A 10189-nucleotide genomic window follows, 5' to 3' on the forward strand; every position below is an offset into this window, starting at 1 on the left:
GTCAGTCACCGTCCCATACGCCGTCGGGCCGCAGCTTCGCCAGCGCGATGAGCTTGTACAGCGCCCGCTTGGCGTTGCCCTCGGTGTCATCCCAGTAGTTGCCTGTCGCATCGTCCCCGAGCTGGTCGGCGGCGCGTTGCAGCACGGGGATTGACTCCGCGCCCGTCATGCCGTAGATCGTTCGGATGCCCTTGTCTCCCAGCACGCGGCGGAAGATGTCGCCGTAGTTGTAGGTCACGTTGAGCCAGCAGAGCGTGGTGCCGCCCACGGCGTACGTGCCGCCGCGCATGTCGTGCGGCTCGTCCAGCTCGAGCACGTCGCGCGTCACGGGGTCGCACAGGTTGATGTCGTAGCTCATTCCTCCACCACCTCTATCCTCGCCAGCACGTCCACGCTTATCCTGCCGCCCTTGTAAGGGAAGAAGCCGCCCTCGTGCTCCATGCGGTCGCGAAAGAACTCTTCGAACGTGTATCCGTATTCGTTCGAGAACCGCGTGTATAGAACCTCTCCGCTCTTTGTCACGTACCTGACCTTCACGGTGTTCTCCAGCGCCGTCGTGCACACGTATCCGCAGTTCTTGCAGCTCGTCTCGTCCCAGCTCTCGTTTCCGCAGATGGGGCATGCCGTCAGTTCGCTCATCGCCCCGCCTCCCTATCCGCGAGCGCCTTGGCGCGGCTCACCAGGCACAGAATCCTGTCCTGCACCCCGTCCCCGCGCTCTTCGAAGTCGCTCGGCGAGTAGTCCCCGAGGTGGAGGGCGATTTTCGCGACGATGTCGGCTGCGTCAGCCTTCAAGCGCTCCCATGAATCGGGGCGGGTGTGGGTGAGGCTAAGGCTGCGCACTTCTCTCCACGGCGTCGCGCCACGGATGACGTGGACGTTCACGATCGTCTCGCCGTCCTCGATGCCGCCGAACCCATCGACCCTCAGCATCGCTCCGTCCTCGTGCCACACCGCGTCCCCGACCTTGATGGGCGCGCCGTCCGCGTCCAGCACCTTGGGCGCGGGGCGCTTGACGTACGGGTCTGCCGCTTTCCAGTTCCAATAGCAGCCGTCAAGCGCGGAGCTTCTCAGCTTGCCGTGTGCTCCCTCGAAGTAGATGTTGCGGACGATGAACTCCTTGCCGGCGTTCTCGCCGCTGTTCGCCACGGCCTTATCGCCGAGCTGCACGTAGTTGCCGTCCTCGAACTTAGGCCACATGTCGAGGATGCGCCGCTCCGTCTCCGTGTATGCCATCTACTCCACCTCTTTCGTAAGCTCCATAACCTGCTCGTGCATCGCGATGATCGCGTCCAGCAGCTCCGATTCGTCCGCGCCGATTGCCACCTGGTCGCTCTCGTTGAACTCGATTGCGCGGCGGATGGCGGCGGCAAGGTCGTTGGGGTAGCAGTCGATGGTCAGCAGGCGCCTGCCGTCCGATGCGGTCTTGGTCTTCTTCTTGCCGTCCCACCCCTCCGGCATCACCTTGTACATCTGGTAGCACCATTGGTTCGCGGGGTGGAACTCGTAGTTACCGATTCTCACGGGAACCCTCCTATTCGATTTTGCTGTTTTAAGGGAGAGCAACGGCGGCACGGGCGTTTTGAGCGTTGACCCCTAGCCAGTGCCCACGTTGCATGTTTTGAGCCGTCTACGGGCTTGCCGATTAATCAAGCGCCAACCGCGTGCCGTCTGGACGCTGGGCGCGTTCGCCGCCGTTCAGCTTGACGTAATGGAACATCTGCGAGTCGTAGAGCAGTACGCAGCCATAACGGAAGACGATTGACGCCACGTGCACATCGCACATCACGCCCTTGACACAATCGCCGATGACCACGGGCGCGCCGTCCGCGAATCGCGGCCACGCCGCGCCGTACGCGCTCCCCTCCACCGCATCGAGGGAGCAGAGGTTCTTCATGACGGCCATCACTCCACCTCCCTGTAGTCCGCGCAGTCCTCGCCGTCCTCGTACATCGTCATGCAGTCGGCGAGCTTGATGCCGGTTATGCCGCCGTCCAGTCGGCTGACCTCCACCGCGCAGATGCCGCATCCGCCGCACCCCTCAGACCAGTGCTCGCACCAGCCGCAGCAGCGCGAGTCGGCGGCGGTAGGCACGCCGTTTGATTCGAGATCCATAACGAACCCCCTTATTCGGTTGTCGATTAGTTGGTAACTTCATCCCATGTAACGAAATCGCCGTGCGCGCCGTCGTAAGCCAGCTCAATCGGCTCGCCGAATGTCCCGCGCCTGTTCTTGACCAGGCATAGCTCGACCTCGACGTAGTTCCTCGTCTTTCGCGCGTTCTTATGGCGTACCAGCGCCATCGCCGTGAGACCCGTGTACTCTATCCATGACGAGCCGCGGAATATGTCCGCTCCGGGGTTCTCGCCCTTCTTGCTGTTGCGCATCTCGCTGCCCTTGGCGCGGTTGACAGCCGCGATGACGATGACCGCCACGCCGTAGCGGATGCCCGCGAGGTTTATCTTGCGCACGGCCTCCTTCATGGCCTCCGTCTCGTCCAGACCGAAGCCGGCATCGATGCACTGCAGGTAATCCACGAAGCAGACCCTGCCGCCAGCCGCACCCGTCATCTGTATCTCGTTGAGGATGCAGGCGAGGTCGTTGGCCTTCGAATTGGCGATGTTGTCCACGATGCGCATGTTCGGGCACCGCGAGACGAGTTCAAGATCTGCACAGTACACGGGGTCATCGTCGGGGTTGTACGTTCCGCTCGCTATCTTCGCCTTGCACTCCGCGCCGTGCTCCTCGAAGTCCGCCCATGCGAACGGCTGCAACCCCTCAAGGTGCTTCGACAAGCGCGAGCCCATGCGTGCGCGGACTTCCGCCGCTGACAGCTCCAGCGAGATGATTGTCACTCCCGTAGGCTGGCCCGTCTCCTCGTCCGTCATAGACGCCATGCGGTGCGCCATCCACAGGCACAGGGCGGTCTTGCCCGCGCCCGTGTTCCCGCCGATGAAATGTATGCCGGGGCGGAACCCGCCTTTAATCAGGTCGTCAAGCTCCGGGATGGTGCTCGGCACGGGCTTGACGGCGTTCTCGTACGAATCGAGGTAATCGGGCATCGTGTCCGCGATGTTCCAGTAGGAGGTTCGCGGACGCCCTGGCGCTCCCAATTCCATAAACCACCTTCAATCACAGGACGGCGTTGTCCGTTCCATCCGCCTGCTTGTATCTATTTCTGGCGCTCGGCTGACTTAAGGAAGCCGAAGCGCATTCTTTCCTTCTTAGGGGGGTCCCTGTAGATACCCCCCATTTCGGCACGTCTGGGGACCCCTTTTCGGCATCCGTAGGGACCCCTTTTTTCGTAATGGTGGGTACGCTCAGGCACCCCTTTACATTCGGCATGAGTTGATACCGCTGGCACTTGCCGCTATACGACTTTCCGCACGTCTGCAATGCGCCCTTTTCCCGCAGCGAGATAATTGCTTTGCGCACTGTGTCTTCTTTCAGGCCCAGCGCATCAGCCATCTCAACTCGCGGATACCACGAGTACCACCGCCCCTTCCCATCGGACTCCATACGGGAAACGAACAGAAGCAGAATGCGTTCCTGCGTTCCCGAAAGCCCCATGCGCGACCATTCCGCTATCCACGGGACGAAGGCCCGCGCGAACGGAGTCTGTCTGCTCATTCCTCGTACTTCACCCCCAGAAGGTTGCAGATGACGCGCGCCGTGTCCCGCTTGTCGCAGAACAGGAAGCGCGCGCCGTGGTCGTATTCGATTCGGTCGATGATCTTGCGCAGCGTCGGGCCGTTCAGCGGTTTGAACCGCCGCGCCACGCACTTGCTTTCGAGCGGGTCGCACTTGCGGCACCTTCGGCACACGCCGCTCACCCATGTGGCGAGGAGGTCGCGGTCGGCGTATTCGGGATGCTCCTCAACGAGGATGTAGAGCCGGTACCCCGCCTCCGCCGCCCTGTCGCACTCGCGGACGAACCGCGCGTGGTCGTGGCCGACGTTGCCCGCCACCTCCTGCATGTCCTGCTTTGAATCAACAACGATGTTCCCACCGTTATCGACCTCTGCGTAATCGCCGAAGTCAAGTTTTTGGTAGAAATACTCGATACCATGACTGTCGAACCAGCTGTCAATGTTGGCGTGCTTGCCAACTTGCTGTCTGGTGTCAATTTGAATTCGCGTCATATTGCCACCTATATCCGCCAGCAGTCTTTGATCTGCCATGGATGCAGCTTGATATATCGCTTCTTAGAATATTGGTCATTCGCTCTGCGTCAGCGCCACTTCTAAACCGCGCTATTACGGTACCGGTATCGTTAATTGCAACAATAGGTATCGCACGCTTATCTGCTCGCCGTTTCATACCAGTGCCATAAGTAGAATTGTATGAAGGCGTGCACCATTCAAGATTATCGACACAGTTATTAGTCTTGTCCTCATCGATATGGTTGACCATCGGCAATTTTTCAGGATTTGGAATAAACGCATCAGCTACAAGCCTGTGGGTGCTCATCATGTGCTTTTTTCCATCTTTGCAAAGCGCGACAAAGAGGTAACCATTGCCGCGCTTCTGCTGTGGTCTCAAGCGCTGAGGGATTCTTCTAGGTACTTTTCGCCCTTTTATGGTCGCAGTAATCGTTCTTTCAACGCCGCGAACGCGGCCAAGGTTGCTGACCTCGTAATATCCTTCGAAGCCAGCAACCTCTTTCCATATCTCTTTAGACATGTCAGCCATGGCCCACCTCTTAGAAGGGCACGTCCTCGGCGTACAAATCGACCTGCGGAGCCGCGCCGCCGGACTTGTCGAGCACGGGGCTGAAACCGGCATCCTTGAGCATCTGGCGCTTAACATCGTCCTTGAGCGTCTTGGGCAGCGGGTCGGCGTTCTTAGGATCCATGAGGTCGGTCAGCAGGCACATGCGGTCGGGGCGCGGGGAGCCGAGCTTGAACTCGCCCGTCTTCTTGTCGAGGTATTCCTCGGCGCGGAAGACCACGCCGACCGCCTTGCCGACGAACATGTTGAGGTTGCCGGCGTTCCATGCCGCCTCGGGGTCGAAACCGGGGTTGCATCCCGCGATGGTCTGCAAGCGACCCTTGAGCATGCCCAGCGCCTTGTCCTTGTAGCTCAGGACGATAGAGTGCGACCAGGGCTTGTCCGCGTAGAACTTGTCGGAAAAATAATTGGCGTGCTCGCCCTGGATGATGTCTACCATCATGCGGACGTACTCCTTTTCTGCGAAGTCCTCCATGGCCATGATGGAGCAGACGTACGCGCCCGCGGGGAGCTGCTGGTAGGTGCTGCCCTCGGCAGTGGCCTCTACCTCGTTGAAATTGACGCTACGCATTTGCATCTTCCTTTCCGGCCTTCTCGGCCTTGTTCTTCTTGTTATCGGTGAGGGGTGCGAAGCCCCAGTAATCCCTAATCGCGTCATCCACGATCTGCAGGTCGTTGTCGATTCGCTGGGTCGCGAACATGCCGTCAGGTGACTTGGTGATGCCGTCCCCGTTGGTGACGAAGCGGTAGTGGCCGTCCTCGCATACAGAGCGCAGGACGATGGACACCATGCCTTCGAGCGTTACCTTCTCATCGAGCAGCTTGCCGATTGTCTTGAGCTTCGGCCTGCCCAGCTCGTCCGTGTCCTCGTGCATCATCAGGTAGACCACGCGCTCGGGCGGCAGCTCCTGCGCGATGAAGCGGATGAGCGAGTAGAACGAATCGCCGATGTCGTTGTAGAGCGCGAACACGCCGTTGCCCTTGCCTGCGTCTGCGTGGCGCGTCATGAACATGTCGGTGATGAGGTATCCCGCGTCATCGACAACGAGGGCGTTCGCCTTGGCGCTCTTGAGCGTGGCGCGTACCTTGTCGTAATCGGTCGTTGCCACGTAGCGCACCTTGCCGCGGAACGGCAGTGGCTTGCCCAGCACGTTGATAAGGCCGAACGACGATGGATCCATGTTGCGCATGGACGTGGACTTGCCCGTGCCCGAGCGCCCGATTATCAGAACCGCTACTCCCATCTACTCCACCACCAATCCATCGAACGCGCGTTTGGCGCTGTCGGTGATTCCGAGCGATTCGTCATCGATGCCCATCAGCCTGCGGTTGTCCTGCGTGAGCGCTTCGACGCGGGCTTCAAGCTCGGAGATGCGGTTGCGCCGCCATTCAGCGTCTTGGATAAGCCCGCGGTACTCTGCGAGCGTGATGCAGATGGTGAGGTCGCAGCCGTTGGCTTGGTTGTAGTCGGCCATCTACTCCACTTCCCCTGCATCGAGCATCCCGGCGACCGCGCTAGGCAGCTGCTTGCCCATGGCCTGCGCTACTTTCAGCTTGTCAACCTTGAGCACCGAGCCCTTGACGCGCTTAGGCTCGCATACCTGCTCCATCGCGCAGCCATCGGGAAAAAAGCCGTAGCCCTTCGCCGCTTTCAGCACATCGCCCATCGCCTTGCCGATGACCGCGTCCAGCGTGTCCTTGCCCTCGTCGGTGGTTCGCAGCCAGTTGACCAGCTTGCGCGGGTCGCGGCATACGATGACCGTCTCATCGACGGGCTTGGTGAATGTCAGCGAGAACGTTCCAACCTCCTCGCCGTTAACCTCCACCTGCATCTTGGTGGCGCCTGTGTTTTCATACAGATCCAGCAGCGCCGAATCCACATGCGCTCGCAGGTTGTCATTTGGCTTGGTGGAGGTCATCTCTCCCACCGCCTTGCTTACCGCGTCGGCGAGTGCCAGCTGCGCGAGCATGTCCTTGATGTTGTTCTCCATACCTAGTCCTTCAATCTTCCGACCATGTACAGTCTGCGTATCTCCCGCTCGGCTGCGTCTCTCGGCGCGTCCCTGTCGATGTCGAGCGGATGCTTGCGCCAGACCAAGTTGGTCGTGTTGTAATCGTCCTTGGCCACGCATTTCACCGCGTACCAGCCGTCCTGCTTCCTGTACGCCTGCCAACCGAAAAATCCGCTCACAGCTTCGCCGCCGCGACAATGAGCGCAACGGGGATGAGCGCGACAAGCGCCAGCACCGCCGCATCTGGTATACGCACCATGTTCAGCGCCGCATCGATGATGGACGGCACGAACGCGAGCGCCGCGAACCCAGCGCATCCCGCGATGGCCTGCATGCGCGTTGGACGCTTGTAGTCCGAGCAGTCGGTGGATGGTATGATTCTGTTCGTCATAAGGTCCTCCAATCTATGACCGTGCCCTGCCGATGGTTCCAGCATCGACGGGGCTTTGTTTTTATGTTCAGCTTTCGCGCCCTTTCTCCACCCATTCGTCCACCCACTCGGGGCGGATAAGCCTGCCGCGCTTTCGACCAGCTGGGAGCGTGCTTTTCAGCCGTCCAGCTTTCAGCTCCAGCAGCAAGGTGGAGTACGGGATTCCCATGATTCTGGCTACCTCGCCCACGGGATAGAGGGCTTTGGGCTTGATGCCAAGCTCCCTCGCGATCTCGTCGAAGGTCATGTAACCGACATCCTTGTATTGCGTTTGTAATACACACGCCGTCACCGGCTCGGGCTGCTCTCCTGAATGTCTTATCTCGTCGCACTAAAAGAAGGGAAGGCCATATGGAGGTATTGCATGTCAGGAATCAAAAGGTCGCGGATTTCCCGTCTCACGGGGCTTTACGCGAAATCGACCACCCGCCAGGGTGGCGGAGAGCAGTCCGCGCCGATGGCGGACTTTTATGAAGCACTGCACGTCGCCAGCGCGCGAAGGTCGCGTGTTGGGATTAGAGCCGTCTGCGTTATGGAGGAGACACATAACCGTGGAGTTCGCCTAACCATCCACGGCCTACAGGGGTTCGGTGCGACCCCCGCGCGCTGCCGGCGCTCAATGCTTCGTTTTCAGCCGCTTTTGCTACGGGAGCGGCAAGCCCCACCCATCGGCGGCAACCCGCAGGCTCCCCCTGTTCGGTGCTCGATGGGCTGATGCTGTTCTCAAGGTACTCTCGCGTCTCGGGGACGCATTCCTCGGCTTGCTTTACGACCAGCCGAGTAGGTCGTTAGGCGTGCAGCCGAGGGCTTCAGCCATCGCGAAGAGCTTGTCCGTGCCGGGGACGGTCGTGCCGTCCTCGTACTTCACGATGGTCGTGATGTTGACCCCAACCAGCTCCGCGAGCCTGCCCTGCGTTATGTCTGCCTTGCCGCGCATCCCGCGGATGTTCGCCGCCAGCTCGCTGTTATCGAATTTCACGTTCAGCCTCCTTTCTCGTTCGGTCGTACGCGATAGATCCCAGATACGTGCCGAATAGAAACATCGAGAGAAGCAGAAGCGCCTCCCTCGCTTTCTGGTCTGTTTGCGCCAGCGCTAGGACTGTGCAAAAGACCTGAAAGAAGACCAGCACGAAGCGGACAATCATCTAGCGCCTCCCGTACCTTCCATCGCACCGTCTCCTCGCGGCAGCGGTCCCCTGCTTGAACCCGATGAGCAGGATGCCCATAGAGAACATCGGGAACGACCAAGGCCCCGGCGACAGCGCCGCGATGACCATGAGCACCGTTGAGACGAAGTACATCGGATACCACCTCCTTGGTGATGGTGCAACTTCTTGCACCGCTCCATTTACTATAGTGATATTTTCTGCACCGTCAATAGTAAAGGCAATAATTTTTTGCACCATGGGTAATTTTTTTATATAATTGCTATTGCATTGGGACATAGAGAAAGAGGCCTGATTATGAAGTTGGCGCTCGCTGAATATCGCGATAAAGCAAGGTTAAGCCAGACGGCACTTGCTAAAGCTATAGGCAAATCAGTCAGGACAATTAAGATGTGGGAAGCAGGGGAATCGTTTCCCAATGCAGAATCTCTATGGAACATATCAGTAGTTCTTGGAACTGACCCAAACACTTTAATGGGCTGGTACGACGCCCATCCCCGCCAGGACGCTCCGCCGTTCTCGCAAGACGAGCTGACCCTTGTAGACAACTACCGAAACTGCACGCCACAGTGGAAGACCAACGTGTCCATGACCGCCCTTGCCGCCGCTGGCGAGTCTTTAAAGGTGTCCGAATCTGCTCCACTTGCCGCTGAGGGGGTGAGCGCGTGATCGATTGGGTCATGCAGAAGTTCGCCGACTGGCTCATGGCGGACGGCAACGTCATCGCGTTCGCCATCAGATACCCGCTGCAATCAGCCGCGGCATCGCTCGTCCTGCTCAGCATAGGATTCGCTTTCGGAAACATCTTCGGACAATCCAAAGCCGGGGTTCCGAAACAGAAGAGCATATGGAGGGCCAGGCGGGAGCAAAAGCTCAAAGAGAAGATGCTTTTCAAAAAGCGCATGGAAATGGTCGCCGCCATCGAGCACATGCCGCATCAGCGCCAAAGGATAGTCCTGCATGCCATAGCAAACGGCGAATTCGTCTCATCCAAGAGCACTGACGCCCAGGCCATGACCCTGCTCAAGGAGGGGTATCTGAACGCCGCGGGGGGAAATGGAATCGGAGATATGGTCTTCACTCCTCCTACGTGGCTTGTAGAGCTGGTGAACACGAACGACAAGGCGCTTGCATCGGTCGAGAAGGCGGCAGCGATCTACAAATCGGAGGAATAGGAATGGGACTGCTAGACGTGTTCAAGAAGCCACCGACCAAGGTCACGGGCAACCCGTTCGGCACGAAGCGAGTCGAGACCACGTATACGAGGGTGGAGATGACGCCAGAAGCGATGGAGAAGGCTAGGCGCGACGTGGAGCGCAAGGCTCTTGAAATGCGCGTGAACGATCCTGAGGACAAGGGATGATGGCGATGGGATTGCTAGGCTTCATGAAGGCACCCGCCAAGGTCACGGGCACCCCGTTCCATGCGGCGGACGGATACGACACGGTGGAGTCAATCGAGCGCTTGGGCACCGAGCTTCTAGATCTGGCAGAGCGCGAGGGAGCCGATGTCACCGAAGCGCGCGCGGCGCTCAGCTCGTCAAAGGGCTGCACGCGCGATGTCTCATTTGACGGCGGCCAGTCTCATTACGCGAAGAGGAACAAAAAAGATGGGTGGAGCGTCCACATAGACGTGGACGATGACCGCAGGCGCTTCGCGTTCTCCACCGGAGACAGAAAACACGTAACACACGTGGTCGCAACGCGCGACATGGCGCTCGACTATCTGAAAGCGAACGGCAAGCGAATCAAATAAAAAAACTCCCCCTCCACCATGCTTGGGGATCGTTCTGATGGAGGGGGATGGCTGGCGGGCGCTCGTGTTAATGATGTGCGTCGGAAGCGAATGGCG

21 protein-coding genes are annotated in these 10189 nt (G+C 59.3%); 4 read left to right on the forward strand and 17 right to left on the reverse strand.

The genetic code is table 11. The features are described from left to right. Position 1 precedes the first annotated feature (1 nt). The 17 genes from HMPREF9452_RS02150 to HMPREF9452_RS11720 form a co-directional block, all read right to left on the reverse strand. Positions 2-358, reverse strand: a complete 357-nt coding sequence (locus tag HMPREF9452_RS02150; RefSeq protein WP_009140460.1) for a hypothetical protein — start codon at positions 356-358, stop codon at positions 2-4. Next, positions 355-639 (reverse strand): hypothetical protein, encoded by a 285-nt coding sequence (locus HMPREF9452_RS02155; protein WP_009140461.1) that lies wholly within the window; start codon positions 637-639, stop codon positions 355-357. The genes HMPREF9452_RS02150 and HMPREF9452_RS02155 overlap by 4 nt, the downstream gene beginning before the upstream one ends. Beyond that, a complete protein-coding gene (locus tag HMPREF9452_RS02160) occupies positions 636-1235 on the reverse strand; it encodes a hypothetical protein (RefSeq protein ID WP_009140462.1) in 600 nt (199 codons plus the stop codon). Before HMPREF9452_RS02160 ends, HMPREF9452_RS02155 begins: the two co-directional genes overlap by 4 nt. After that, positions 1236-1523, reverse strand: coding sequence for a hypothetical protein (locus HMPREF9452_RS02165; protein ID WP_009140463.1), 288 nt, complete (start codon positions 1521-1523; stop codon positions 1236-1238). A 121-nt stretch (positions 1524-1644) separates the two neighbouring features. Beyond that, complete coding sequence (locus tag HMPREF9452_RS02170; RefSeq protein WP_009140464.1) at positions 1645-1905, reverse strand: hypothetical protein; 261 nt, start codon at positions 1903-1905, stop codon at positions 1645-1647. Continuing rightward, positions 1905-2114: a hypothetical protein gene (locus HMPREF9452_RS02175; protein ID WP_009140465.1), complete on the reverse strand. Its 210-nt coding sequence runs from the start codon at positions 2112-2114 to the stop codon at positions 1905-1907. Before HMPREF9452_RS02175 ends, HMPREF9452_RS02170 begins: the two co-directional genes overlap by 1 nt. 26 nt (positions 2115-2140) lie before the next feature. Beyond that, complete coding sequence (locus tag HMPREF9452_RS02180; protein ID WP_009140466.1) at positions 2141-3118, reverse strand: DnaB-like helicase C-terminal domain-containing protein; 978 nt, start codon at positions 3116-3118, stop codon at positions 2141-2143. Positions 3119-3625: 507 nt separating this feature from the next. Further along, the gene (locus HMPREF9452_RS11220) at positions 3626-4141 is read right to left on the reverse strand and encodes an ERCC4 domain-containing protein (protein ID WP_009140468.1); all 516 of its coding nucleotides are present in this window, start codon (positions 4139-4141) and stop codon (positions 3626-3628) included. Then, entirely contained in the window at positions 4122-4691 is a 570-nt protein-coding gene (locus tag HMPREF9452_RS11505; RefSeq protein WP_187116485.1) for an NUMOD4 domain-containing protein, read from the reverse strand. The genes HMPREF9452_RS11220 and HMPREF9452_RS11505 overlap by 20 nt, the downstream gene beginning before the upstream one ends. A 10-nt stretch (positions 4692-4701) precedes the next feature. Then, positions 4702-5301, reverse strand: a complete 600-nt coding sequence (locus HMPREF9452_RS02200; RefSeq protein ID WP_009140469.1) for a hypothetical protein — start codon at positions 5299-5301, stop codon at positions 4702-4704. Further along, positions 5294-5974 carry a DEAD/DEAH box helicase family protein gene (locus tag HMPREF9452_RS02205; RefSeq protein ID WP_009140470.1) on the reverse strand — a complete coding sequence of 227 codons (681 nt, stop codon included), beginning with the start codon at positions 5972-5974 and terminating at the stop codon, positions 5294-5296. The genes HMPREF9452_RS02200 and HMPREF9452_RS02205 overlap by 8 nt, the downstream gene beginning before the upstream one ends. Next, on the reverse strand, positions 5975-6205 hold the full coding sequence (locus HMPREF9452_RS02210) for a hypothetical protein (RefSeq protein WP_009140471.1): 231 nt from the start codon (positions 6203-6205) through the stop codon (positions 5975-5977). Further along, entirely contained in the window at positions 6206-6721 is a 516-nt protein-coding gene (locus HMPREF9452_RS02215; protein ID WP_009140472.1) for a hypothetical protein, read from the reverse strand. Positions 6722-6917: 196 nt separating this feature from the next. Then, on the reverse strand, positions 6918-7133 hold the full coding sequence (locus HMPREF9452_RS02225; RefSeq protein WP_009140474.1) for a hypothetical protein: 216 nt from the start codon (positions 7131-7133) through the stop codon (positions 6918-6920). 67 nt (positions 7134-7200) lie between these two features. Then, positions 7201-7419: a MerR family transcriptional regulator gene (locus HMPREF9452_RS02230; protein WP_009140475.1), complete on the reverse strand. Its 219-nt coding sequence runs from the start codon at positions 7417-7419 to the stop codon at positions 7201-7203. Positions 7420-7938: 519 nt separating this feature from the next. After that, entirely contained in the window at positions 7939-8151 is a 213-nt protein-coding gene (locus HMPREF9452_RS02240) for a helix-turn-helix domain-containing protein (RefSeq protein ID WP_009140477.1), read from the reverse strand. A gap of 166 nt (positions 8152-8317) precedes the next feature. After that, positions 8318-8473, reverse strand: a complete 156-nt coding sequence (locus HMPREF9452_RS11720; RefSeq protein ID WP_009140479.1) for a hypothetical protein — start codon at positions 8471-8473, stop codon at positions 8318-8320. Between the two features lie 162 nt (positions 8474-8635). Here HMPREF9452_RS11720 and HMPREF9452_RS02250 point away from each other — a divergent pair, with 162 nt between their 5' ends. The 4 genes from HMPREF9452_RS02250 to HMPREF9452_RS02265 are packed head-to-tail and all read left to right on the forward strand — an operon-like array spanning position 8636 to position 10093. Next, positions 8636-9007, forward strand: coding sequence for a helix-turn-helix domain-containing protein (locus HMPREF9452_RS02250; protein WP_040362120.1), 372 nt, complete (start codon positions 8636-8638; stop codon positions 9005-9007). Further along, the gene (locus HMPREF9452_RS02255) at positions 9004-9513 is read left to right on the forward strand and encodes a hypothetical protein (protein ID WP_009140481.1); all 510 of its coding nucleotides are present in this window, start codon (positions 9004-9006) and stop codon (positions 9511-9513) included. Before HMPREF9452_RS02250 ends, HMPREF9452_RS02255 begins: the two co-directional genes overlap by 4 nt. A gap of 2 nt (positions 9514-9515) precedes the next feature. Then, positions 9516-9701, forward strand: coding sequence for a hypothetical protein (locus HMPREF9452_RS02260; protein WP_009140482.1), 186 nt, complete (start codon positions 9516-9518; stop codon positions 9699-9701). A 5-nt stretch (positions 9702-9706) separates the two neighbouring features. Next, entirely contained in the window at positions 9707-10093 is a 387-nt protein-coding gene (locus HMPREF9452_RS02265; protein ID WP_040362121.1) for a hypothetical protein, read from the forward strand. The last annotated feature ends 96 nt before the right edge of the window (positions 10094-10189 follow it).

The sequence above is a fragment of the Collinsella tanakaei YIT 12063 genome, assembly GCF_000225705.1.
GTDB lineage: Bacteria > Actinomycetota > Coriobacteriia > Coriobacteriales > Coriobacteriaceae > Collinsella > Collinsella tanakaei.

Coding starts and splice junctions, on each gene's coding strand:
- HMPREF9452_RS02265 (WP_040362121.1), top strand. CDS start 9,707: ATGGGATTGCTAGGCTTCATGAAGGCACCCGCCAAGGTCACGGGCACC.
- HMPREF9452_RS02225 (WP_009140474.1), bottom strand. CDS start 7,133: ATGACGAACAGAATCATACCATCCACCGACTGCTCGGACTACAAGCGT.
- HMPREF9452_RS02250 (WP_040362120.1), top strand. CDS start 8,636: ATGAAGTTGGCGCTCGCTGAATATCGCGATAAAGCAAGGTTAAGCCAG.
- HMPREF9452_RS02210 (WP_009140471.1), bottom strand. CDS start 6,205: ATGGCCGACTACAACCAAGCCAACGGCTGCGACCTCACCATCTGCATC.
- HMPREF9452_RS11720 (WP_009140479.1), bottom strand. CDS start 8,473: ATGTACTTCGTCTCAACGGTGCTCATGGTCATCGCGGCGCTGTCGCCG.
- HMPREF9452_RS02230 (WP_009140475.1), bottom strand. CDS start 7,419: ATGACCTTCGACGAGATCGCGAGGGAGCTTGGCATCAAGCCCAAAGCC.
- HMPREF9452_RS02150 (WP_009140460.1), bottom strand. CDS start 358: ATGAGCTACGACATCAACCTGTGCGACCCCGTGACGCGCGACGTGCTC.
- HMPREF9452_RS02260 (WP_009140482.1), top strand. CDS start 9,516: ATGGGACTGCTAGACGTGTTCAAGAAGCCACCGACCAAGGTCACGGGC.
- HMPREF9452_RS11220 (WP_009140468.1), bottom strand. CDS start 4,141: ATGACGCGAATTCAAATTGACACCAGACAGCAAGTTGGCAAGCACGCC.
- HMPREF9452_RS02175 (WP_009140465.1), bottom strand. CDS start 2,114: ATGGATCTCGAATCAAACGGCGTGCCTACCGCCGCCGACTCGCGCTGC.
- HMPREF9452_RS02155 (WP_009140461.1), bottom strand. CDS start 639: ATGAGCGAACTGACGGCATGCCCCATCTGCGGAAACGAGAGCTGGGAC.
- HMPREF9452_RS11505 (WP_187116485.1), bottom strand. CDS start 4,691: ATGGCTGACATGTCTAAAGAGATATGGAAAGAGGTTGCTGGCTTCGAA.
- HMPREF9452_RS02170 (WP_009140464.1), bottom strand. CDS start 1,905: ATGGCCGTCATGAAGAACCTCTGCTCCCTCGATGCGGTGGAGGGGAGC.
- HMPREF9452_RS02215 (WP_009140472.1), bottom strand. CDS start 6,721: ATGGAGAACAACATCAAGGACATGCTCGCGCAGCTGGCACTCGCCGAC.
- HMPREF9452_RS02205 (WP_009140470.1), bottom strand. CDS start 5,974: ATGGGAGTAGCGGTTCTGATAATCGGGCGCTCGGGCACGGGCAAGTCC.
- HMPREF9452_RS02200 (WP_009140469.1), bottom strand. CDS start 5,301: ATGCGTAGCGTCAATTTCAACGAGGTAGAGGCCACTGCCGAGGGCAGC.
- HMPREF9452_RS02160 (WP_009140462.1), bottom strand. CDS start 1,235: ATGGCATACACGGAGACGGAGCGGCGCATCCTCGACATGTGGCCTAAG.
- HMPREF9452_RS02180 (WP_009140466.1), bottom strand. CDS start 3,118: ATGGAATTGGGAGCGCCAGGGCGTCCGCGAACCTCCTACTGGAACATC.